A 21,252-nucleotide genomic window follows, 5' to 3' on the forward strand; every position below is an offset into this window, starting at 1 on the left:
GAACGCCTCCATGTGTGGGAGCGTTCGCGCGCGGAAGTAAAGCCGTTCCCTTCGTCGCCGACTCCCACGACCCGGCCGGACTCCCGCGGCGAGGGGCTACCTGTCGACCGCGCCGACGTTCTCCTCCCCCTCGAAGGTGGCGGGGTCCGGTTCGATGTTCGCGTACTGGACCGCCCGCCGGCCGAGGGTCGCCACGCGCTCCGCCAGCCCCTCGTCGACGAACTCGCCGTCCGCGAACGCACTGCCCGACCGCGTCACGGCGGCCTGATGCGGGATCACCCACGCGTCCAGCGAGCGACAGACCGACCGCAGGTGGTCCAGCGCCGTGATCGGGAAACTCCCGCCGGCCACCGCGAGCAGGCCGACCGTCTTGTCCGCGAACTCGTCGAACCCGCAGTAGTCGAGCGCCGTCTTCAGCGGCGAGGAGTACGACCCGTGGTACACCGGCGTCCCGAGGAGGATGGCGTCGGCCGCCCGCACCGCCTCCTTCAGCGCCACCGCGTCCGCCGGGTCGTCCTCGTCCGGGTCGACCATCGGCAGGTCGAACGCCCGCAGGTCCAGCAGTTCCGTCGTCCCGCCCGCGGCCTCGGCCGCGTCGAGGGCGTGTTCGAGCGCGCGTCGCGACCTGCTCTCCTCGCGGAGGCTACCGGCTATCGCGACGACGTGTGGTCGGTCGTCCATGCGTCGCTCTGCGACCGGGGCGAACTAAGAGCCACCGGCGACCCCGGGGCCTCAGACGAAGTCGCCGAGTCCGGGGCCGTCATCGTCGTCCTCGTGTTCGGCCCGCACCGGACCGAACGTCACCGGGTTGCGGGTCTGGAGCCACACGTGCCCGGAGCCGCGGAACTCCGTGACGAAGCCCTCGCCGCCCAGCACCGTCGACTTGAGACTGCCGTCCTTCCGGCGGTTCAGGTCCAGCCCGGCGGTCCACGCGACGAGGTGGTCCTCGTCGACCACGAGGGGGTCGTCAGGCGTCACGTCGGCCTCGTACATCGACCCGTACGAGGAGACGAAAGCCATCCCGCGGCCGGCGAGGCCGAGCACCGTCAGTTCGCCGGACGAGAACAGGTTCGAGCGGTCGTTGAGTTCGGTCGAGCGCTCGACGCCGGGCTCCCACGCCAGCAGGGAGCCGGACTGCGACCGGACCGGCCCCCGCTCCCCCACGTCGATCCCGGTCACGTCGCCGGGATGCTCCGGGACGAGCGTCACCGACGCGCCGTCCGCCCCCGCGATGAAGGCGTTGTCGACCAGCCCCCGCTCGTCGCTGACAGCCCGCTTGACCGCGCCGGTCAGGCCGCCGTCGCCGCCGACGTTCGTCTCGGGTTCGACCCCGGCGGAGCGCGTCATCATCGCGCCGGGCTCCGTCTCGATGGCCTCCCCCTCTGCGAGCGTCACGTCGAGCACCGCGTAGCTTGGCCGCTTCTCGATGTCGTATCGCATCGCCGGAGCGTGGCCGCGTTCCCGTACTTGAACCTTCGGCCGGCGCGCGATCCGTCCGCCCCGTCGCGGCGTCAGCGCGCGAGCCGGGCGACCCCGCGGTCGGCGTCGAACTCCACGAGGCCGTCGGCTTCGAGGTCCGTGACGATGCCGCGGAGCCACTCGCGGGTGGCCTCGCCGTCGCCGTCCGGGTTGTAGTCGACGCGCACGCGGGGGCCGAGTTCGTCCAGCGTCAGTTCGTCGTACTCGCCCAGCAGCGAGACGACCTTGCCGCGCATCTGCCGTCGGCTGCCCTCGAACTCCGGCTGCGTCGGGACGTCGGGCGCGGTGAAGTCGCCGGTGCCGTAGGCATGACACCACTCGCGCCACGGGCAGCCCGCCTCGTCGCAGGCCGGCGTCTTCTCGCAGGCGACGCCGCCCAGTTCCATGACCGCATTGTTCCAGACGCGGGACTCGCCCGGGGGCATGAGCGCCCCGGCGACGCGCTCGAACGCGTCGTCGTCGTCCGGCACGTCGAACGCGCGGTACAGCACGCGCTTGACGTTCGTGTCGACCACGGCGTCGCCGTTGTCGAACGCGAAGCTCGCGACGGCGTTTGCGGTGTAGGGGCCGACGCCCATCAGCTCCGAGAGGCCGTCCGGGTCGCGGGGCCACTCGCCTTCGCGCTCCTCGATTATCTGTCGGGCGGCCTCGTGGAGGTACTTCGCGCGGTTGTTGTAGCCGAGCGAGCGGTCGGTCCAGAAGCCGACGACGTCGGCGCGGTCGGCGGCGGCCAGGTCGGCGGCGGTCGGCCAGCGGTCGAGGAACGCCTCCCACGCCTCGACGACGCGGCTCAGCTGGGTCTGCTGGCTCATCACCTCGGAGACGAGTATCTCGTAGGGGTCCTCGGTGCGCCGCCAGGGGAACTCGCGGTGGTCGTCCTCGTACCACTCGACCAGCGCCGCCCGGACGGCGTCGACGTCGTCGGGCAGCGCCGGCGCGTCGGCCTCGCTCATCGCCGTCGGCTAGCGACGGGACCGACATACGCCTGCCGATCCGGCGGGCCGCCCGCGTCGGGGCGGCCCCCTCACTCCCCCTCCTCGGTGTCGGTGAACTCGAAGCGCGCCCCGCCGGCCGTCCCCTCGGTCACCGCGACGTCCCAGCCGTGTGCCGCCGCGATGTCCCTGACGATGCTCAGCCCGAACCCCGTCGCGTCCCCGCTCGTCGAGTAGCCGGCGTCGAACACGTCCGCCCGCTCGCTCTCGTGGATGCCTGGCCCGTCGTCCTCGACGTAGAACCCGCCCGGCAGGTCCCCGACGGTGATCTCGACGTCGCTACCGCCGTCGGCCGCGCCCTCGCGGCCGTCCGCCGCTTCGTCGTCGGCGTCCGTAGAGCTATGCTCGACGGCGTTCCGGAACAGGTTCTCGAACAGTTGGGTCAGGCGGCTCCTGTCGGCGGGGACCGTGCGGTCCGTCTCGACCGCGAGCGCGGCGGCGTCGGTCGCGACGTTCCGCCAGGCGGCCTCGGCCACCTCGCCGAGCGCGACGTGCTCGACGTCGCTGACCGTCCGGCCCTCCCGGGCGAGCGTCAGCATGTCCTCGATGAGGTCCTCCATCCGGGAGAGCGCCGCGGCGACCTCGTCCAGCCCGTCGATCGACCGCTCCGCCCGCACGTCGTCGAGCCGGCCCTTCGCGACGTTCAGCGGGTTCCGCAGGTCGTGGGAGACGACGCCGGTGAACCGGTCGAGCCGCTCGTTCTCCCGCTTGAGCGCGCGCTCGCGCCGGCGGAGCATCCGCTCGCGGCTGGCCTTCTCCAGCGCGGCGGTCGTGTTCGCGGCCAGCAACTCGATCAGCTTGCGGTCGTCCCGGTCGAACGCCTCCCGGTCGGTCGAACTGACGAGCATGACGCCCTGCGACCCGAGCGGGACGATGAGCTCGCTCCGGAGGTTCGTATCGCGGTTCGCGACGCCGTCGACGGCCCGGAGGTCGTTGTACTGCCTCGTCTCGCCGGCCTCGAACGCCTCCCAGGCGAGGCTGCCCGGCCCCAGGGCGGGCGGGTCGCCGACTGTCTCGTCGACGACCACCGTCCAGGCGGCGGGCACCAGTTCGTCCCGGTCCTCGTCGTACAGGTGGACCCCGGTGTGGGGGCAGTCGAGCAGGTCGACGGCGGCGTCGGTCATGATGTCGGCGACCGCCTCGCGGGAGTCCGCGGCTATCGACCGGCGCGTCGCCTCGTGGAGCGCCTCGACGGTCCGGCGGCGCTCCTGCTGTGCGGTGACGTCGCTGATGAACCCCTCCACGGCGAGCACCTCGCCGCCCCGCGAGCGGACGGCGCGGCCGCGCTCCCACACCCACTTCCGGCGGCCGCCGCGGGTGCGGATGCGGTACGTGAGCTCGAACGGCTCGTCGCTGGCGACCGCCTCCTGCACCGTGTCCCAGACGCGCTCGCGGTCGTCGGGGTGGACGACGTCGCCGTACGCCACCTCGCCGCTCTCCAGGTCCGCGGCGGGGTAGCCGGTCAGGTCCTCGCACTCCCCGCTGACGAACTCCATGGGCCAGCCGGCCTCGTTCCGGGCGCGGTACACCATCCCGGGGAGGTTCTTGATCAGCGTCTCCAGTTGCCGCTTGTGTCGCTCGCGCTCGGTCACCTCCTGGAACTGCGAGAACATCGTCACCACCTCGCCCGCGTCGTCCGTGACGACGCGGTTGTGCCACTCGCAGATGATCAGTTCCCCGTCCTTGGTGACGTTCTCGTTGACGTTCCGGTAGTCCGTCCGACCCTCGTGGAGCCGGTCGAGCACCGCCCGGATCTCCTCGCGTTCGTGTTCGGGCACGATTGCCTCGACAGGGCGGCCGGCGAGCCCGTCGTCGTCGTAGCCGAGGATCCCCTGGGCGGTGTCGTTGGCCCGGACGACCTCGTAGTCGCCGTTCCACTCGATGACGCCGAGCGGCGACTGCTCGATGAACAGCGAGAGGCGGCGTCGGCTCCGTTCGAGCGCGCGCTCGGACCGGTAGTGTTCGACGGCGTTCCGGACGCGGTTTGCCAGCACCGCGTACTGGTCGCTGCCGGTGCCCTTCTCCAGGTAGTCCATGACGCCGGCCGAGATGGCCTCGCTGGCGACGGACTCGGACCCCTGCCCGGTGAACAGCACGAACGGCAGGTCGGGGTACTCCTCCCGGACCGCGGCGAGGAACTCGATCCCGTCGGCCCCCGGCATGTCGTAGTCGCTCACGACGCAGTCGACGTCCTCGTCCCGCAGGCGGGCCAGCCCGTCGTCCGCGCACCGCTCGCCGAGCACCTCGACCGCCGGGAGCTCGCGGTCGAGGTGGGTCGCCACGAGCTCCGCGAACGCCGCGTCGTCGTCGACGTGGAGGACCCGGATGGGTTCGGCCGGCACCCCCTCGTCACGCGCGTCTCCCGAACTCATGAGTGGTGGTGTCCGCCGTCGCGGACGTTCTATCCGAGTAATAGCTCCCCGGGAGATATAAGTTTGGAGAGAGTTCGGACGGGAGACACGTCGGCGACGGCGCGCCGCCGGGAGTCGAAAGCGGCTTGGCGCGGACGCCCGTTCCGTCCGCCATGAGCCTCGACGACCTCGAAGCCGACGTGGAAGCCGCGTACGCGGACATCGACGGCGACCTCGACGTGACGCTGGACGAGGAGACGAAGCGGGAACTGACGATGCTCGTCGCGGCGCTCGACCCCGAGGAGCCCGAGGACCTGGTCCGGCGGGCCGTCCACCTGCTGTTCCAGTCGACCGTCGAGAGCGGGAAGCTCGATTTCCACCTGCGGAGCACGTACGACGTCACCTACGACGAGTACCTCTCGGGGATGACCTACGAGGAAATGACCGGCGGGAGCTTCCCCCAGCCCCAGCAGAACGACGAGCGCCGCTACCAGTTCTAACGCAAGCGGTTTCAGTCCGCCGTCCGGAAAACGGGTATGGTCAGTGCGCTGTACCGCGGGTTCGCGGTGTTCGCCCTCCTCGTCGTCGCGGTGCTCGTCGGTGCCGTCCTCGCGTACCGCCGGCTGGGCCGCGACGACGACGGCGTCAGCCGCCTCGACCGGCGCGTCGACCTCGCGTTCCGCGCCGGCGTCGCCGTCGGCGCGCCGGCCGTCGCGCTTGGGATCGCCGGGGTGATCGCACAGAGCTACCTCGGGGACGCCGTCGTGGCCGTCGCCTTCGCCCTGCTCGTACTGGGGACGGGGCTCGTGACGCTGACGACCGGTGGGATGGTGGCGAACCTGATCCTCGTCCGCGAGGCGGCCCGGGACTGACGGCCGCCCTCTCTGTCCCGCAGCCGCAGCGTCGGCCTGTTCACTCGCTGCCGGCGCGGGGGGTCGGCGCGACGTCCGAAATCGCGTCGAGCAACACGTCCGCGCCGAGGTCTATCTCCCGTTCGGTCACGTCCAGCGGCGGGAGCAGGCGGAGCGTCCGGTAGCCACAGCCCAGCGTGAGCAGGCCGCGCTTCAGCGCCGCCTCCTGCAGGTCGTCGCGGCGCTCCTTCGTGTCGAGGTCGATGGCGACGAGCAGCCCCTTCCCGCGGACGTCGGTGACGACCGACCCGTCGGCCTCGCGGAGCCGCGTCTTGAGCTGGTCGCCCCGCTCGACGGCGTTGTCCATCAGGTCGTACTCCTCGATGGCGTCCAGCGTCAGCACGCCCTGCAGGGCGGCGATCACGTCGCCCGCGCCCCACGTCGAGGAGAGGCGACCGCGCTCGTCCGGGAACATCTCCTCGTTCGCTATCGTCGCGCCGACGCGGAGGCCCTTCGCGCTGGTGATCACGTCGGGCTCGATGGCGTAGTGGTCGGACCCCCACACCTCGCCGGTGCGGCCGACGCCCGCCTGAATCTCGTCGGCGATGATCGGGATGTCGTGCTCGGCACACACCGCCTGCACCTCCTGCATGAACGCGTCGCTGGGGAAGCGGTAGCCGCCCTCGCCCTGGATCGGCTCCATGATCAGGTACGCGACCTCGTCGGGGTTGATGTGCCCGCGCTCGGGGTCCAGCTTCCGGCGCAGCACCGAGGGGTCGTCGGCGTCGCCGGGGAAGAAGCCGCAGTCGCAGGTCCCCGGCGCGCAGTCGGCGTCGTCGCAGAAGGGCACGTCGTGGACGCCGGCCATCTCGGGGAACTTCCGGCGGTACACCTCCTTCGAGCGATTCAGCGACAGCGCGCCGAGCGTGCGGCCGTGGAACGCGCCGTCGAACGTGATCGCGTACTTCGCGCCGTCGGCGTGGTCGTAGCACACCTTGATGCCGTTCTCGACCGCCTCCGCGCCGGAGTTCGACAGGAACACCGTGTCCATATCGTAGTGGTCGGTCAGGTCAGTGAGGCGGTGCATCAGCTGCGTCGGGCCGGGGAATTCGGGGTCCTCGGGCGGCCACCCGCCGCTGGCGTAGAAGTCCTGGCCAGCGATCTTCAGCGGGTCGACGACGTCGAACGCCGCCAGTTTCTTCTCGATCTTGGGGTTGTTGTAGCCGAGCGGCGCGGCGGCGACGTGGCTCGTGAAATCGAGCAGGACGTTGCCGTCGACGTCGGTGCAGAACGGCCCCTCGGCGTCCTCGGTGATGTCCCAGACGAAGTCGTAGACGTAGGTGGTGGTGGCGGCGGCCTCGTGGTGGTAGTCGGCCCACTCGCGGGCGCGCTCGCCCGGCATCTCCGTTACCTCCGGTTCGGCGGTGTGCCTATCCATACCTCAACGTCCGGGAGCGATAGGTTAAATAATTCGTTATGGTAGCCGCAATACTTACACGCCCGCGGCGACCGTCGCCGCGCCGGCCCCGGCCAGCAACACGCCGCTCCAGAACGCGACGCGGTAGGCGAACCGGCGGTTCGGCCCCATCACGGTCAGCATCGCCTTGACGCCGATGGACGAGGCCGACGCCAGCAGGATGCCGACGACCGCCGTCGCGCCGTCGATGGTGCCGCCGCGGTAGAGCACGACCGCGGAGGTGGTCCCGCCGGCGCTGGACACCAGCCCCGAGAGGAACGTGGCGATGTAGAACCCGGCGGAGCCGAACTGCTGCTGGCCGACGGCCCCCGCGACGATGACCAGCGCGAAGATGCCGCCGAACGCCAGCGCGTTCGCCAGCGAGAACGGGCTCGCCAGGTCGACCTCCACCGTCTCGGACCAGTCCGCGGTGTAGGCGGCGATGGCGAAACTGCCGACGATGACCGCGCCGAGCGGGAGCACCGCCCCCATCAGCACGTCCGGGAACGTGAACGCGACGGCGATAGCGAGGTTCCGCACCGCCATGGCGGCGTCGGCAAGCAGGATGGCCGCGACGGCGTAGGAGGAGACGTCCGGGCGCTGGCGCGCGTGGTCCAGCATCGTCCCCACGACGGCCGTCGACGACGCCAGCCCGCCGAAGAAGCCGGTCACGGCGATGCCGCGGCCGCCGTACGTCTGGACGACGATGTAGTTCACGATGCCGATGGCCGCGACGGTGACGACCATCAGCCACACGACCCGCGGCTCGACGGAGACGGTGACCGGCTCGTAGCCGACCGTCACGGACCCGGCCGGCAACAGCGGGTAGACGACGAACGCGAGGATGGCGAACTCCGTGGCCGACTGGATCTCCTCGCGCGAGAGGCTGTCGGCCAGGTCGTGGAGCTCCCGCTTCAACACGAGCAGGAGCGACGAGAGGACGGCGACGGTGACGCCCTCCAAAATGAACCCTCGTCCGACGAGCACGCCGACGCCGTAGGTCACGAGCATCGAGACGGAGGTGGTCAGCGAGAGCCCGCCGTCCTCGGGGTCGGTCAACAGCCCCTGCGTCGCGAGGACGACCCCCTGGACGATGACGAGCACGCCGCCGACGACGAGCAGTTCGGGCCGTTCGAGGACGGTAAACACCGCGCCGAGCAGACTGATGAGCGAGAAGGTGCGGATGCCGGCGTCCTTGTGCGACCACTCGCGTTCCAGGCCCAGAAACAGGCCGAGCGCGCCGGCGAGCGCTATCCGGACGACCGTGCTCTCCAGCGGCGCCGCCGTTAGCTGACCGACTACTGCGTCCACCTCCGCCCGTTCATCCCTGGGGAAGTTAATTCTTGGCGGGCGGCAGCCACCCGCTCACCTGCGTGGGAGGGAGCGGCCGGCGGGCGGGGCGGCGGGAAGCGGCGACCGTCGGGCGGACGGTCATCGCCGAGAACGGCAGAGCGCCGGGGTCAGGCGGAGACGTACTGTGACTCCCAATCGTCGCGCGCCTCTATCTCGCGTTTGCCGCGCCGGGTCAGCGTGTAGAAGTTCGTCCGCCGGTCGCGCTGTCCCTTCTCGACGAGGCCCTTGTCGACGAGCGTGTCGAGGTTCGGGTAGAGCCGCCCGTGGTGGATCTCCTTCTCGTAGTACGATTCCAGTTCCTCCTTGATCGCGAGCCCGTGGGGTTCGTCCTTGCCGGCGATGACGTACAGCAGGTCCCGTTGAAATCCTGTCAGGTCGTGCATTGGTAAAGTACGTGAAACGGTTATTGTAGGAATAAAATAAAGATATCGACTCAGTGACGGCTATCAGGCCGTGGAACGGCGATCGCGGATGTTTCGCCGGCCCCAACTTCCCTAATAAATCTGAGTGTATCGGCCAACTGTCGTCGGTCCGGCCAGCCGACCGGCGCTGACGTACCCTTATGCCGACACAGCACGTACCGAACGGTATGCCCGAGGAAGTGCTCTTCGAGTCGGAGTCGACGCAGGACAGGGCGGCGATAGCGTCTGTGCTGCGCAGCGTCGCGGACAAACTGGACGACGGCGAGCCGGTGACGTTCGCCGCCGGCGAGGAGTCGGTCACGGTCGACCCGCCGGCGTCGCCGACGTTCGAGATCAAAGTCGAGCGCGAGACCGGCGACGGCCCCGACGAGACGAGCTTCGAGCTGGAAGTCGAGTGGTCCGAGAACGACGACGCCGCGGCTGGCGGCGAGTTACGCGTCGAATAGGAAATGGAAAGCGAACCACGCGAGTGAAAAGCGCGCGTGGTTCGCTTGCCGCCCTGAATTGGTCCCCGCTGACGCTTCGGCCCTCCAAGCGAAGCGTCACCTGAACGAAGTCGCGCCGATACCTTAAATGTAACGACCCGGGCAGAGACGTGTCGGGAGGGAACTACTTTTCACCCGGCGCTCACATGTGCTCCTCCTCCAACACCCAGCCGAGCGCCCGGCGGTAATAGCTGAACATCTGCCGGACGCCCTCGTGGTTCATCTCCTCGTCGTCCAGTTCCTCCATCAGGAACTCGTACTGCTCGCGGACCTCCTCTTCGGAGCGCATGGACGTGGGTAGGGCCGGGCGGCGTATGAATCCCGGGCTACCCCTCGGTCCCACCCCCGTCGGCGGTGCGCTTGTGCGCGGTGAGCGGCTGGCGCGCGGCGAGGTCGCAGTCGAACGCGTCGTGCTCCGCGAAGTGCCACACCAGCATGTGCCGGCGCGCGCCGGTGACGCCCGCATGAGAGACGTCGTCGGCCGCGAACTCCGCGGGGAGCCGCTCGTACAGCCGCCGACACTCCGCGAAGCCGTCGAACACCTTCCGGTGGCCGGACGACTCCGCGCCGCGGCGCTCGACGACGTACGCGCCGTCCTCGCGGTGCACCCCGGCTGTGCGGACGAACTCGCGGCGCTCGGCGAACGCGTCGCCGTCGGCGCGCGCCGCCACGCACCGCTGGTCGGGCGGCGCGTCGCGCGGGCCGGACTCGCGGTTACGTTCGCGGGAGAATTTCTCGACCAGCCGCCGCGTGGCGACTTCCTCTATCCTCGGCGTCGTCGGACTCCGTGGCCTGGAACGACATTGCGCCCGGCAGTACCGCCGGACTCCCAATAAGCGCGGCGGTCACGCAGACCGCCCCGTGGCGCGAGCCGCCGGAGTTTTGCCCCGGCGCGCCGAACCGGCGGCCATGGAGATCCGCGGCGAGCGCGAGTGTCGGGACTGTGGCAACCGCTGGTCGTACTACGACACGGGCAGCGTCACCTGCCCCGACTGCGGGAGCATGCACAGCGTCGGCGTCGACGAACAGCGCCGCCTGCACACCACCAGCCCGGTCGAACTGGACCTGACCGAGGCGCGGGACCTGGTCGACGTCGAACCGCTCCACCGCGTCGCGGACGCCGCGAAGGAGGCGTGTCGGGAGTACGTCCGCAAGCGCGGCTTCGTCCACGGCGGCGACCTCCGCGACCTCGACGACGGCTACCTCGCGGCGGCCGAACTCATGCACGCGGCGGACGCCTTCGGGCGGGCGTTCCAGCCCTCGGAGGCCGAAGAACTGTATTTCCTCGAACTGCTCCGCGGCGCGGACGCGGGCGAGCGCCCCGACCCGGCGGACGTGCCCGAATCGATCCGGGAGACCCGGGGGCTCGCCGCCGCCAACGCCGTCCGCGAGTACGGCCGCGACCTCCGGCAGTGGGCCGACGACCTCGACCCCGCCGCCGAGGACGCCCTGGAGCGCCTGGGCGACCACGTCAGGCGCGTCCGGGCGCTCGGCGGGGACGTGGAGCCCCGGACCGGGGACGCGCTGGTCGCGGTCGCGCGGGACGTCGGGGCGTACTGCCGGAACGGCGACGAGAACGCGCTGGCGACGGCGACCGACCGGCTGGACCGGCTGGAGTAGCCGCCGCCCTCGTTCAGGGTAGTTCCACGTCGACGCATTCCTGCAGGCTCGCCGCCTTCACCGTGTTGTACAGGAGCATCGCGATGGTCATCGGCCCGACGCCGCCGGGGACCGGCGTGATGGCGTCGGCCTTCCCCTTCGCGCTCTCGAACTCGACGTCGCCGACCAGTTCGTACCCCTTGTCGGTGTCCGCGTCGACGCGGTTGATCCCCACGTCGACGACGGTGACGCCCTCCGACAGCATCGAGCCGTCTATCATCTCCGGGACGCCCGCGGCCGCGACGACGATGTCCGCCTCGCGGGTCTTGGCCGCGAGGTCGTCGGTGCGGGAGTGACACACCGTCACCGTCGCGTTGCCGCCCTCGGCCTTCTGGATCAGCAGGTTCGCCATCGGCTTGCCGACTATCTCCGAGCGCCCGACGACGACGGCGTCTTTCCCCTCTGGGTCGACGTCCGCCGCTTCGAGCAGCTTCTGGATGCCGTGGGGCGTGCAGGGCTTGAACCGGGCGTCGCCCGCGACCAGCCGGCCGACGTTCTCCGGGTGGAACCCGTCCACGTCCTTCGCCGGGTCGATCCGCCGGAGCACCTCCCGCTTCGGGACGTGGTCGGGCAGCGGCATCTGGACGAGGATCCCGTGCACGGAGGGGTCGGCGTTCAGTTCGTCGATGGTGTCGTACAGCGCCTCGGGCGGCTTCTCCGGGTCGATCTCGACGTGCGTCCCGTCGATACCGACGGAGTCGCAGGCCTTCTGTTTCATCGAGATGTACGTCTCCGAGCCGGCGTCGCCGCCCATCAACACCGTGGCGAGGCCGGGCGTCACGCCCGCCGCTTCGAGCGCGTCGATGGAGTCCGAGAGGTCGTCGCGGATCCCGTCGGCGACCGCGTTGCCGTCGATGACGTTCGTCATTGAGTAGACGGGCGGGCCGGTCGGCCTTCAACCCTCGGGTTCGTGCGTATCTTCAGCCTGCCGGCCCGGGATATATGCACAGAAATGGATCGTGACGGCGCCGGGCCGCGGGGCCGTTCGGCCGGTCGTGTGGCGCTACTCGTACAGCGGGTGCTCGTCGCAGAGGTCCTGTACGCGCTCGGCGACCTCCGCCTTCACGTCCGCGTCGTCGACGTTGTCGACCACGTCCGCGATGCACGCGCCGACCTGCGCCATCTCCTCGGGGCCGAACCCGCGGGTCGTCAGGGCGGGCGTGCCGGCGCGGATGCCGCTGGCGACGAACGGCGAGCGCGTCTCGCCGGGCACCGTGTTCGCGTTCAGGACGATGCCGACCTCCTCTAAGGCCTCCTCGGCGTCGCTGCCGGTGACCTCGGGGTGGGACTCCCGGAGGTCCGCGAGCACGAGGTGGGTGTCGGTACCGCCGGAGACCAGCGAGAAGCCCCGGTCCTGCAGGGTCTCGCCGAGGGCCTCGGCGTTCTCGACGACCCGCTCGGCGTACGTCTCGAACTCGGGTTCGAGCGCCTCCTTGAACCCGACCGCCTTGCCGGCGACGTTGTGCATCAGCGGGCCGCCCTGCGAGCCGGGGAAGACGGCGCTGTCTATCGCGTCGGCGTGTTCCTCGCCACACATGATGATGCCGCCGCGGCCGGCGCGGATCGTCTTGTGCGTGCTGCCCGTGACGAAGTCCGCGACGCCGACCGGCGACTCGTGGACGCCCGCCGCAACGAGGCCGGTGATGTGGGCGATGTCCGCGAGGTGGTAGGCGTCGACGGCGTCGGCCGCGGCCTGCACGCGCTCCCACTCGACCTCACGCGGGTACGCGGAGTAGCCCGAGACGACGATGTCCGGCTCGAACGCCTCGGCGTGCTCGCGGAGGCCCTCGTAGTCGACGTAGCCGGTCCCCTCGTCGACTTCGTACTGCTCGACCTCGAACAGCTGGCCGGTGAAGTTCGCCTGGTGGCCGTGGCTGAGGTGGCCGCCGTGGGTCAGGTCCAGCGAGAGTATCTTGTCGCCCGGCTCCAGCATCGCCAGGTAGACGCCCATGTTCGCCTGCGTGCCGCTGTGGGGCTGGACGTTGACGTGCTCGGCCCCCCACAGCTCCTTCGCCCGCGAGACGGCGAGCTCCTCGACCTCGTCGGCGTTCTCGCAGCCGGCGTAGTAGCGCGACCCGGGGTAGCCCTCGGCGTACTTGTTGGTGAGGGCGCTGCCCTGGGCCTCCATGACGGCCTCGCTGACGTGGTTCTCGCTCGCGATCATCGACAGCGTGTCGCGCTGCCGGTCTACCTCGTCGGCGAGGGCGTCGGCGACCGCCGGGTCGGCCTCGCGGACGGTGTCGTAGTTCATGTTCGATCGCCGGTTGGGGCCGGGCATAAGTGTACCTTTCCGACCACGGCGATGTTTTCCGCCCGGCTCGTATCACGGCCGTTGGTTCCGAAAGAATAACCTGTCCGTGAGCCGTGTTCTCGGCCGCATGATCGAGTGGGAGTCGACCGAGTCCGGGGTACGGGCGGTCGGCGACGACGCCGACCTCGCCGTGACGGCCCCGGAGTTCGAACTCCTCGCGGCGGACGCCGCCCTCCCCCGGCGGACGGACGCCGCGCTCGCCGGCTCCGCCGCCGAACTCGGGCTCCCCTCGGCCGACGTCGCCGTCACCTCGCTCGCGACCGGCGAGCGGCGCGACCCGCCGCCGGCGCTGGGCCGCCGGGAGCTCCCGCCCGACGAGTACGTCGTCGAGGCGACGGGCGACATCGAGGTGGTGATCCGGTTCGAGGGGGCCGCCGCCGTCCGGACCGACGACGGCGGGACCGTCGTCTCCTTTCCCGAACGCCGGCGGTGTGGGATCGGGTTCCGCGCCCCCGACGGCGGCGACCCCGAGACGCTCCGGGTGCCGCCGACGCCGTCAGGGCTCGCGACTGCGCTGACGCACCTGTCGGCGGCCCACGGCACCACGGGGCCGGAGCGGTCGTACCCGGCGCTGCGCGACCACCCGCCGCTGGTCGAAACGGCAGAGACGGTGCGAAGCGAGCACGTGCCCGACGCCGTCGCCGCGGCGACGCCGGAGACGGGGATCGAGGTCGCCGCGCCGGCGTCGTTTCCCGACCTCTTCGTGCTCGCGCCGCTGGCGTACTACCTCGGGGCGAACGTCGTCACGGAGCCCCGGAGCGCGCCCGTCGTCCGCGCGCCCGCGGCCGACGTCGAGGTGGAACTGGACCCGCTGCCGGAACTGGAGCGGTCGGCCCCCCGGCTGCTCCGGAAGGCGTTCTTCCTCGACTGTCTGGTCCGCGACGTCGGCCCGCGGGCGAGCGTCCTGGCCGAGCGGAACCTGCTCGATGCGCTCGACCTCGACGCCGACGAAATCGCCGCCCTGCCGCCCGCCGAGCGGCTGGCGAGGTACGTCGAGGTGCCATACGGCGCGATAGAGCGGCGGCTCCCGGACTGGCACCTCGCGACGTACGTCGAGCCCCGCGCCGAGCGGGTCGCCTGCCTCCCGTACCTGCTCGACGACATGAGCCTGATCTACCGGCCCCGGACCTCCGAACTGGAGGGGACGGAACTGGTCGAGCGCTCGCTCGACGACTTCTACCGCCAGCCGTCCCCCGGCTCCGGGCAGGTCGCGTCGGTCGACGTCGTCAAGCCGGAACTGCGCACGGGCCGGATCCACGGCTGGCTGTCCGACGGCGTCCCCATCGACGTGTTCAAGTCGACGCTGGCGGCCCACGAGAACCGCCTCGACTACCGCGACGGCGACGACGGCCCCACGTCGGTGACCGTCGTGCTCAACGACGGCGAGATGGCGGACGAACACGACGAGGTCGAGCGGATATACCGCGAGCGGGCCGAGGACATCCCGCTCGACCTGACCGTCCGCCGGCGGCTGCCGCGGGCCGAACTCGCCGACGTGTTCGAGTCGCGGCTGGACTTCGTCCACTACATCGGCCACTGCGAGCGCGAGGGGCTGTGCTGTCCGGATGGCCACCTCGCCGCGGGCGCGCTCGACGACTGCAACGTCGAGACGTTCTTCCTCAACGCCTGTGGCTCCTACCACGAGGGCATGACCCTCGTCGAGAAGGGGGCCGTCGCGGGCGCGGTGACGTTCTCCGAGGTGCTTGACGACCACGCCGCGACGGTCGGGTCGACGTTCGCGCGCCTGCTCGTCCACGGCTTCTGCATCGAGCGGGCGCTGCGGCTCTCCCGGCGGCGGATCCTGATGGGGAAGGACTACGCGGTGGTCGGCGACGGCACGCACGTCCTGACGGGCGGCCGGGAACGCCCGCCCGCGACGGTCCGGCTCCAGCGGGTCGACGGCGGGTTCCTGCTGAGCTACGACCAGTTCTCGCCGGGGAACCTCGGGGCGTTCTACCGGCCGCAGGTCGGCGACGGCGAGTACGCGTACCTCTGTGGCAACGAGTCCGAGTTCGTGCTGGACCGCGACGCGACCCGGGCGTTCCTCCGCGACGCCGAACTCCCGGTCGTCCACGACGGCGACGTGTACTGGTCCGGGTCGCTCGCCCGCTCGCTGTGAGGCGTGGGCGACGCTTGCACCCTGCGGCCACCATCCGGTGTCGTCCGCCGACCGTGTGAGGTGTTGCCCCCCGCCGTACCGGAGGTAGCGGGCGAAAGAAGCAAGATTTGCTCCCGAACCGGCCAGTAAAATTAAGTAGTCAGGTCCTCTTTCTGGCGTATAGGCATGACCTCGAATTTACTGGACAGTAAGCTTGACGATATCCTGTCCCGCGTACTGTCGAACGCCGACGGCGAAGTGATCGCCGTCAACCCTTCCGCCGGCGCGATCGAGTCGCTCGTCCGCGTCGCGACCGACTTCGACGGCGACCTCCCGTCCGTCCGACTGCTCGCCGAGGAGCGCACGCTCAAGGACGTGATGGACGACTTCATCGTCGCCAGCAACGCGGCGGACCTCATCGACGCGGACGTCCTCACGCTGCGGACGACCGCCGACGGCGGGCAGAACTCCCTGCTCGTGACCGAGGACAGCGTCGTCGCGCTCGTCGACGCCGGCAGCCAGGTCGGCGGCCTCACCGCCGACGACGACGGCTTCGTCGACGCCGCGTACGACACCTACGACACGCAGTGGGACGAGGCCGACGAGTTCCACCTCCGGACGCCGCCGATCACACGCGTCCGCGAGACGCTCGCCGACGAGATAAGCGCCGACGCCGAGGCCGACTTCACGACGATCCTCGACTCTCTGGAGACTGCCCGGGGCGACGGCGACGGCCTCGACGAGGTGACGATCAGCCTGCTGGTCGCCGCCAAGAACGAGGCGCTGCTGTACGACATCAGCAAGTGGGGCGAGGACGTGGGGATCGCCTCGAAGGCGACGTTCTCCCGCACCAAGACCAAGCTCGAGGACATGGGCCTCATCGACACCGAGAAGGTGCCGATCGACGTCGGCCGCCCCCGCCTGCGCCTGAAGCTCGGCGACGACCGGCTCCGCGACGCCGAGAGCGACGAACTCGCCAGCGCCGCCACCAGCCTTCTGGCCTGATCCGTCTCCTTCGGTAGCGTTTTCCGAACCCGCCCGGTAGGGCCGTGTATGACCCCCGTTCACGCGTTCCGCGGTGCGTGTTTGCGGCCGAATTGCGAGGAAACCGGAGCGTCAGGGAGGGGCCCCCGCGCCGTCACGCCCCGTCGCGCGGGGCGGTGACAGCATGGTCGACGTGGTGCTGTCGGGCGCGCGCCTCCTGTTCGCGTTGTTTCTCGTCTTCCTGAACGGCTTTTTCGTCGCCGCCGAGTTCGCCTTCGTCCGGATCCGGCCGGCGCGGGTCGAGTCGATGGTCGCGGAGGGGAAGACCGGCGCGGCGACCGTCCAGAACGCGATAGACAACCTCGACGACTACCTCGCGGTGAGCCAGCTCGGGATCACGCTCGCGTCGCTGGGGCTGGGATGGATCGGCGAGCCCGCGGTGGCGGCCCTGCTCGACCCGGTGCTCGCGCCGCTACTGCCCGAGAGCGCGATCCACGTCGTCTCGGTCGCGGTCGGCTTCGGCGTCATCACCTTCCTCCACGTCGTGTTCGGCGAGCTCGCGCCGAAGACGCTGGCGATCCAGGAAGCCGAGCGGATCGCCCTGCTCGTCGCCGCGCCGATGAAGCTCTGTTACTACCTGTTCGTCCCCGGGATCATCGTGTTCAACGGCACGGCGAACTTCTTCACCGGGCTGGTCGGCGTCTCGCCGGCCACCGAACACGACGAGTCCCACACCGAGGAGGAGATTCTGCGGATCGTCGCCCGGTCGGGCGAGGCCGGCGGCGTCGACAGCGAGGAGGTGAAGATGATCGAGTCCGTCTTCGAGATGGACGACACGATCGCTCGCGAGGTGATGGTCCCCCGCCACGAGGTGGCGACGGTGCCGGCGTCGATGGCGCTGTCCGACCTCCGCCGGGTCGCCACCGAGGAGACGTACACCCGGTATCTCGTGCTGGACGAGGCCGAGGACGACGAGGTGGTCGGGTTCGTCCACGTGAAGGACGTGCTGCGTGCCGTCGAGTCGATGGACGACTCGGTCACGGCCCGGGAGCTCGCCCACGACGTGCTGGTCGTGCCGGAGACCCGGCAGACCGACGACCTGCTCGTCGCGCTCCGGGAGGCGGAGACGCCCATGGCGGCCGTGATAGACGAGTGGGGGGCGTTCGAGGGGATCGTCACCGTCGAGGACGTGCTGGAACAGCTCGTCGGCGACATCCGGGACGAGTACGACCGGGAGAGCGACGAGCCCGGCATCGAGGCGCGCGGCGACGGGGCGTACCGCGTCGACGGCGGCGTCGCCATCGCGGAGGTCAACGACCGGCTGGACACCGACTTCGAGAGCGACGCGTTCGAGACGGTCGGCGGGCTGGTGTTGAGCCGCATCGGCCGCGCGCCCGAGGCCGGCGACGAGGTCGACCTGGACGGCCACCGGTTCCGCGTCGAAACCGTCGACGGGAGCCGCATCGAGTCGCTGGACGTCCGGCCGGCGGGGTCGAACGGGGAGGAGACCGCGGCCGGCGGCGACGGGGCCGCGACCGACCCCGAGGACTGACGCCGCGCCGAACCCGCCGCGCTTTTGCACGCGCCCCGCGAGTGTCCCGCCATGAACGTCACGTACGTCGGGGACGGACCGGCGGTCGAGGCGGCCCGGGCCGCGCTCGCCGACGCGGGCGCCGAGGGGACGAGCGGGCCGCCGTCGGCGGTCGCCGACGCGGACTTCGCGGTCGTCTCGGCCGTCGCGGGCGACGACGCCTTCGCGGCGGCGAACCGCGCGGCCCGCGAGGGCGAAACGCCGTGGCTCGCCGTCGAGGTCGGCGGCCTCGGGGGCGTCCCGCTCGATCCCGTGGACGCCGCAGTCGCCGGGTTCGCACCCTCGACCGGCTGTTTCGACTGCCTCCGGCAGCGCGTCGCCGCGAACGCCGACGAGGCCGCCGTCGCTGAGGACGCCGCCGCCGACAGGGCCGCGGTCAGGCTGGCGGGCGCGATAGCGGGCCGCGAGGCCGTCTCGCTGCTGTCGGGCGGCGAGTCGACGATCCTCGGCGGCGTCGTCGAGGTGCCCCACGCCCGCCGGGAGTTCCTCCCGGTGCCGGGGTGTGACTGCGGCGGCGAGCGCGACCGGTCGCTCGCCCGCGACCACGAGGCGGTCGACGTGGACGCCGCGCTCGCCCGCGCCGAGCGGGCGCTGGACGAACGGGTCGGCGTCGTCAACGCCGTCGGCGAGATAGAGTCGTTCCCCGCGCCGTACTACCTCGCGACCAACGCCGAGACAGAGGGGTTCAGCGACGCCTCGGCCGCCGCGAAGGCCGCCGGCGTCGACGCCGACTGGGACCGGGCGTTCATGAAGGCGCTCGGCGAGGCGATAGAGCGCTACTGCGCGGGCGTCTACCGCGAGTCCGAGTTCCGGGTCGCCCGCCCCGACGAACTCGACGCCGCCGTCCCGCCGACGGAACTGGTTCGGGGGACGGACGACCCGGTCGACGAGCCGATCCCGTGGGTGCCCGGCGAGGACCTCGCGACGGGCGACGCCGTCTCCCTGCCGGCCGAGGCGGTCCACTTCCCGCCGCCCGAGCAGCGCCACCTCCAGTCGATCACGACAGGGCTCGGCCTCGGCACCTCCGGCGTCGGCGCGCTGCTCTCCGGGCTGTACGAGGTGGTCGAGCGCGACGCGACGATGCTCGCGTGGTACTCCACCTTCGACCCGCTCGGGCTGGCCGTCGACGACGAGCGGTTCGAGAGCCTCGCCCGCCGGACGCGCTCGGAGAGGCTCTCCGTGACGCCGCTCCTGGTGACACAGGACGTGGACGTGCCGGTCGTCAGCGTCGCCGTCCACCGCGACGGCGAGTGGCCGCGCTTCGCGGTCGGGTCCGACGCCGACCTCGACCCCGACCGCGCGGCGACGGCGGCGCTGGCCGAGGCCGTCCAGAACTGGACGGAACTGCGCTCGATGGGCCCCGAGGAGGCCGCGGAGGACCCGAGCGCCATCGCCGAGTACGCCGACTTCCCGCCCGCGGCCGAGTCGTTCGTCGACGCCGAGGGGACGGTGCCGAGCGCCAGCGTCGGCCCGGACCCGGTGCCGGACGGCGAGGCGGAACTCGACGCGCTGGTCGACCGGGTCCGCGACGCCGGGCTGACGCCGTACGCCGCGCGGCTGACGACCCGCGACGCCGCCGGGATCGACTTGGAGGCCGTCCGCGTCGTCGTCCCCGGCGCGCAGCCGCTGTTCACGGGCGACCCCGCGTTCGGGGAGCGCGCCGAATCCGTGCCGACGGACCTCGGGTTCGAACCGCGCCCCGACCGGCGTCACCACCCGTACCCCTGAACGCCGCCTGTGACCGTTTCGGGCCGTTCGACCCCCTCATACGTAACTTTATGTCGGGGCCGCACGTAGCGGCTAGCGGTGTGTCATTATATCGCATGAACGTACGCGACCCCTCGGGAGGACGGGAATGACGACGGAGTTCGACCTCGGCTGTGCGACCTGTGGCGGCCGACTGGAGAAACGAGAGGTGGGCGCGGACGCGGTGCGGGCGGACGTGACGGGCGCGGTCGACATCGCGGTGTGTGCGAACTGCGGGGGCCGGTACTTCCCGGAACCGGCGCTCGCCGCCCTAGATACCGAACGTGGCCCGGAGCATGTCCCTGGTCCCGGGGCCGAGGCCGACCGCGAGCACCGTGATCAGTAGCATGATCGTGTAGCGCGGGTTCTCCTCGAAGATCCGCTCGTCGAAGATCCAGACGACGAACACCGCGGCGACGAGTTTCACCAGCAGGAACGGCCACGCGGTGCCCGTGTACTGCGTGATGCTCGCCGGCAGCACCGCGCCGGTGATGTCGACGATCCCCGCGTTGACCGGGTGTTTCGGCCCGAGGTCGCCGTAGTGCACGCCGAGTTCGCCCGCCCAGTCCAGCCCGACGACGTTGGCCACGCCGTCGATGGCGTGGCCCCAGATTATCACCAGCCCGATGAGCCCCGTCCCGCGGTTGACCTCGGGGGCGTACCGCTGGACGAGCACCCACGTCAGCCCCGCCGACAGCGTCGCGCCCACCAGTACGACCGTCGGGAGCAGCGGGTAGAAGTACACGTACTCCTTGGTCGCCGCGAGCATGCCGAGGTAGCCGACGCAGGCGACCAGCGCCGCCGTCCCGATGCCCGCGAGCGGGTACTCGTAGCCCGAGACGTACCCGTTGCGGTCGAGCCAGACGGCCGTGACGACGGCCGCCAGCGCGAAGAAAAACATCGTGAAGTAGATGAGCGGGCTGATCAGCAGCGTGTTCAGCGGGTAGCTGATCGGCTGTTCGACGCCGGCGCGGATCGCCGCGACGTTGGCGTCCTCGACGACCCGGAGCGCCCCGCCGAACAGCATGAACGGGAACAGCGCGTAGAAGCCGGCGCGGTACCGCTGGATGTCGAGCCGCTTGAGCAGGAAGATGACGCCGATCAGCGCGATCAGCAGGATGACCACGTAACCGATCTCCGAGACGACCGTGTAGCCGGGTTCGGCGACCGGGCCGAGTTCGGCCAGCCGCTCGGGGTCGTTGGCGAGCGCCCGGCACTCCTCGGCCCCGAGCAGGCGGCGGTCGCCGTTCGCCCAGGCGACGCAACTCGCCCCCTCGGAGTCGGCGTACACGGGGCCCCAGAAGTAGTGCCAGACGAACTCCGCGTAGACGGTTCGGGGGAAGACGACCGAGCCGACCCCGAAGACGGCGACGATGGCCGCGACGACGGCGGCCCACGCGCGCTCGGGGGAAACCCTGTCGAGGACGTCGTCCATAGCGGCAATCTGCGACCCGGAGGGTTTCACGCTTCCGGT

At 70.9% G+C, this 21,252-nt stretch carries 21 protein-coding genes; 9 read left to right on the forward strand and 12 right to left on the reverse strand.

Going from position 1 to position 21,252, the window contains the following annotated elements:
* Window positions 1-96: 96 nt before the first annotated feature.
* From EYW40_RS06205 to EYW40_RS06220, 4 genes are all read right to left on the reverse strand, one after another.
* Window positions 97-681, reverse strand: a complete 585-nt coding sequence (locus EYW40_RS06205) for an NADPH-dependent FMN reductase (protein WP_135820766.1) — start codon at window positions 679-681, stop codon at window positions 97-99.
* 51 nt (window positions 682-732) lie between these two features.
* A complete protein-coding gene (locus EYW40_RS06210) occupies window positions 733-1,440 on the reverse strand; it encodes a TIGR00266 family protein (protein WP_135820767.1) in 708 nt (235 codons plus the stop codon).
* Window positions 1,441-1,511: 71 nt separating this feature from the next.
* Window positions 1,512-2,432: an HhH-GPD family protein gene (locus EYW40_RS06215; RefSeq protein ID WP_135820768.1), complete on the reverse strand. Its 921-nt coding sequence runs from the start codon at window positions 2,430-2,432 to the stop codon at window positions 1,512-1,514.
* 71 nt (window positions 2,433-2,503) lie between these two features.
* Entirely contained in the window at window positions 2,504-4,843 is a 2,340-nt protein-coding gene (locus EYW40_RS06220) for a hybrid sensor histidine kinase/response regulator (protein ID WP_135820769.1), read from the reverse strand.
* 152 nt (window positions 4,844-4,995) lie between these two features.
* Between EYW40_RS06220 and EYW40_RS06225 the strand changes: the two genes are divergently transcribed.
* Complete coding sequence (locus EYW40_RS06225; RefSeq protein WP_135820770.1) at window positions 4,996-5,322, forward strand: ribbon-helix-helix protein; 327 nt, start codon at window positions 4,996-4,998, stop codon at window positions 5,320-5,322.
* 36 nt (window positions 5,323-5,358) lie between these two features.
* Complete coding sequence (locus EYW40_RS06230; protein WP_135820771.1) at window positions 5,359-5,694, forward strand: hypothetical protein; 336 nt, start codon at window positions 5,359-5,361, stop codon at window positions 5,692-5,694.
* A 40-nt stretch (window positions 5,695-5,734) separates the two neighbouring features.
* Here the strand turns inward: EYW40_RS06230 and EYW40_RS06235 are convergent, their stop codons facing one another.
* The 3 genes from EYW40_RS06235 to EYW40_RS06245 form a co-directional block, all read right to left on the reverse strand.
* Window positions 5,735-7,111, reverse strand: a complete 1,377-nt coding sequence (locus tag EYW40_RS06235; RefSeq protein WP_135820772.1) for an aminotransferase class III-fold pyridoxal phosphate-dependent enzyme — start codon at window positions 7,109-7,111, stop codon at window positions 5,735-5,737.
* A 54-nt stretch (window positions 7,112-7,165) separates the two neighbouring features.
* Window positions 7,166-8,440, reverse strand: coding sequence for an MgtC/SapB family protein (locus tag EYW40_RS06240; RefSeq protein WP_135820773.1), 1,275 nt, complete (start codon window positions 8,438-8,440; stop codon window positions 7,166-7,168).
* Between the two features lie 149 nt (window positions 8,441-8,589).
* A complete protein-coding gene (locus tag EYW40_RS06245) occupies window positions 8,590-8,865 on the reverse strand; it encodes a PadR family transcriptional regulator (RefSeq protein WP_135820774.1) in 276 nt (91 codons plus the stop codon).
* A 206-nt stretch (window positions 8,866-9,071) separates the two neighbouring features.
* Between EYW40_RS06245 and EYW40_RS06250 the strand changes: the two genes are divergently transcribed.
* Window positions 9,072-9,350, forward strand: a complete 279-nt coding sequence (locus EYW40_RS06250) for an amphi-Trp domain-containing protein (RefSeq protein ID WP_135820775.1) — start codon at window positions 9,072-9,074, stop codon at window positions 9,348-9,350.
* A 181-nt stretch (window positions 9,351-9,531) separates the two neighbouring features.
* Here the strand turns inward: EYW40_RS06250 and EYW40_RS19895 are convergent, their stop codons facing one another.
* Window positions 9,532-9,678 (reverse strand): hypothetical protein, encoded by a 147-nt coding sequence (locus EYW40_RS19895; protein WP_202614459.1) that lies wholly within the window; start codon window positions 9,676-9,678, stop codon window positions 9,532-9,534.
* A 37-nt stretch (window positions 9,679-9,715) separates the two neighbouring features.
* A complete protein-coding gene (locus EYW40_RS06255) occupies window positions 9,716-10,060 on the reverse strand; it encodes a DUF7528 family protein (protein ID WP_135820776.1) in 345 nt (114 codons plus the stop codon).
* A 238-nt stretch (window positions 10,061-10,298) separates the two neighbouring features.
* Here EYW40_RS06255 and EYW40_RS06260 point away from each other — a divergent pair, with 238 nt between their 5' ends.
* On the forward strand, window positions 10,299-11,009 hold the full coding sequence (locus EYW40_RS06260) for a DUF7117 family protein (protein ID WP_135820777.1): 711 nt from the start codon (window positions 10,299-10,301) through the stop codon (window positions 11,007-11,009).
* A gap of 13 nt (window positions 11,010-11,022) precedes the next feature.
* Here the strand turns inward: EYW40_RS06260 and EYW40_RS06265 are convergent, their stop codons facing one another.
* Together EYW40_RS06265 and glyA are read right to left on the reverse strand one after the other, a co-directional pair.
* Entirely contained in the window at window positions 11,023-11,916 is an 894-nt protein-coding gene (locus EYW40_RS06265) for a bifunctional methylenetetrahydrofolate dehydrogenase/methenyltetrahydrofolate cyclohydrolase (RefSeq protein WP_135820778.1), read from the reverse strand.
* A gap of 135 nt (window positions 11,917-12,051) precedes the next feature.
* Window positions 12,052-13,299, reverse strand: coding sequence for a serine hydroxymethyltransferase (gene glyA / locus EYW40_RS06270; RefSeq protein WP_135820779.1), 1,248 nt, complete (start codon window positions 13,297-13,299; stop codon window positions 12,052-12,054).
* A 127-nt stretch (window positions 13,300-13,426) separates the two neighbouring features.
* On the opposite strand from glyA, the gene EYW40_RS06275 reads away from it, so the two are divergent.
* From EYW40_RS06275 to EYW40_RS19900, 5 genes are all read left to right on the forward strand, one after another.
* Window positions 13,427-15,478: a hypothetical protein gene (locus tag EYW40_RS06275; protein ID WP_135820780.1), complete on the forward strand. Its 2,052-nt coding sequence runs from the start codon at window positions 13,427-13,429 to the stop codon at window positions 15,476-15,478.
* Window positions 15,479-15,643: 165 nt separating this feature from the next.
* Window positions 15,644-16,462, forward strand: coding sequence for a transcriptional regulator TbsP (gene tbsP, locus EYW40_RS06280; RefSeq protein ID WP_135820781.1), 819 nt, complete (start codon window positions 15,644-15,646; stop codon window positions 16,460-16,462).
* A gap of 163 nt (window positions 16,463-16,625) precedes the next feature.
* The gene (locus tag EYW40_RS06285) at window positions 16,626-17,993 is read left to right on the forward strand and encodes a hemolysin family protein (RefSeq protein ID WP_135820782.1); all 1,368 of its coding nucleotides are present in this window, start codon (window positions 16,626-16,628) and stop codon (window positions 17,991-17,993) included.
* Between the two features lie 51 nt (window positions 17,994-18,044).
* Window positions 18,045-19,760, forward strand: coding sequence for a YcaO-like family protein (locus tag EYW40_RS06290; protein WP_135820783.1), 1,716 nt, complete (start codon window positions 18,045-18,047; stop codon window positions 19,758-19,760).
* A 127-nt stretch (window positions 19,761-19,887) separates the two neighbouring features.
* Window positions 19,888-20,124, forward strand: coding sequence for a hypothetical protein (locus EYW40_RS19900; RefSeq protein ID WP_135820784.1), 237 nt, complete (start codon window positions 19,888-19,890; stop codon window positions 20,122-20,124).
* On the opposite strand, the gene EYW40_RS06300 is transcribed toward EYW40_RS19900, so the two are convergent.
* On the reverse strand, window positions 20,050-21,213 hold the full coding sequence (locus EYW40_RS06300) for a DUF63 family protein (protein ID WP_135820785.1): 1,164 nt from the start codon (window positions 21,211-21,213) through the stop codon (window positions 20,050-20,052). The two genes, EYW40_RS19900 and EYW40_RS06300, sit on opposite strands and share 75 nt — an antisense overlap.
* Between the last annotated feature and the right edge of the window lie 39 nt (window positions 21,214-21,252).

This window comes from Halostella litorea (assembly GCF_004785955.1).
In the GTDB taxonomy this organism is placed as follows: domain Archaea; phylum Halobacteriota; class Halobacteria; order Halobacteriales; family Natronoarchaeaceae; genus Halostella; species Halostella litorea.

What these genes read in the sequence shown, in the direction of transcription:
- EYW40_RS06205 (WP_135820766.1), bottom strand. Translation starts at nt 681, where the DNA reads ATGGACGACCGACCACACGTCGTCGCGATAGCCGGTAGCCTCCGCGAG.
- EYW40_RS06210 (WP_135820767.1), bottom strand. Translation starts at nt 1,440, where the DNA reads ATGCGATACGACATCGAGAAGCGGCCAAGCTACGCGGTGCTCGACGTG.
- EYW40_RS06215 (WP_135820768.1), bottom strand. Translation starts at nt 2,432, where the DNA reads ATGAGCGAGGCCGACGCGCCGGCGCTGCCCGACGACGTCGACGCCGTC.
- EYW40_RS06220 (WP_135820769.1), bottom strand. Translation starts at nt 4,843, where the DNA reads ATGAGTTCGGGAGACGCGCGTGACGAGGGGGTGCCGGCCGAACCCATC.
- EYW40_RS06225 (WP_135820770.1), top strand. Translation starts at nt 4,996, where the DNA reads ATGAGCCTCGACGACCTCGAAGCCGACGTGGAAGCCGCGTACGCGGAC.
- EYW40_RS06230 (WP_135820771.1), top strand. Translation starts at nt 5,359, where the DNA reads ATGGTCAGTGCGCTGTACCGCGGGTTCGCGGTGTTCGCCCTCCTCGTC.
- EYW40_RS06235 (WP_135820772.1), bottom strand. Translation starts at nt 7,111, where the DNA reads ATGGATAGGCACACCGCCGAACCGGAGGTAACGGAGATGCCGGGCGAG.
- EYW40_RS06245 (WP_135820774.1), bottom strand. Translation starts at nt 8,865, where the DNA reads ATGCACGACCTGACAGGATTTCAACGGGACCTGCTGTACGTCATCGCC.
- EYW40_RS06250 (WP_135820775.1), top strand. Translation starts at nt 9,072, where the DNA reads ATGCCCGAGGAAGTGCTCTTCGAGTCGGAGTCGACGCAGGACAGGGCG.
- EYW40_RS19895 (WP_202614459.1), bottom strand. Translation starts at nt 9,678, where the DNA reads ATGCGCTCCGAAGAGGAGGTCCGCGAGCAGTACGAGTTCCTGATGGAG.
- EYW40_RS06260 (WP_135820777.1), top strand. Translation starts at nt 10,299, where the DNA reads ATGGAGATCCGCGGCGAGCGCGAGTGTCGGGACTGTGGCAACCGCTGG.
- EYW40_RS06265 (WP_135820778.1), bottom strand. Translation starts at nt 11,916, where the DNA reads ATGACGAACGTCATCGACGGCAACGCGGTCGCCGACGGGATCCGCGAC.
- glyA (WP_135820779.1), bottom strand. Translation starts at nt 13,299, where the DNA reads ATGAACTACGACACCGTCCGCGAGGCCGACCCGGCGGTCGCCGACGCC.
- EYW40_RS06275 (WP_135820780.1), top strand. Translation starts at nt 13,427, where the DNA reads ATGATCGAGTGGGAGTCGACCGAGTCCGGGGTACGGGCGGTCGGCGAC.
- tbsP (WP_135820781.1), top strand. Translation starts at nt 15,644, where the DNA reads ATGACCTCGAATTTACTGGACAGTAAGCTTGACGATATCCTGTCCCGC.
- EYW40_RS06285 (WP_135820782.1), top strand. Translation starts at nt 16,626, where the DNA reads ATGGTCGACGTGGTGCTGTCGGGCGCGCGCCTCCTGTTCGCGTTGTTT.
- EYW40_RS06290 (WP_135820783.1), top strand. Translation starts at nt 18,045, where the DNA reads ATGAACGTCACGTACGTCGGGGACGGACCGGCGGTCGAGGCGGCCCGG.
- EYW40_RS19900 (WP_135820784.1), top strand. Translation starts at nt 19,888, where the DNA reads ATGACGACGGAGTTCGACCTCGGCTGTGCGACCTGTGGCGGCCGACTG.
- EYW40_RS06300 (WP_135820785.1), bottom strand. Translation starts at nt 21,213, where the DNA reads ATGGACGACGTCCTCGACAGGGTTTCCCCCGAGCGCGCGTGGGCCGCC.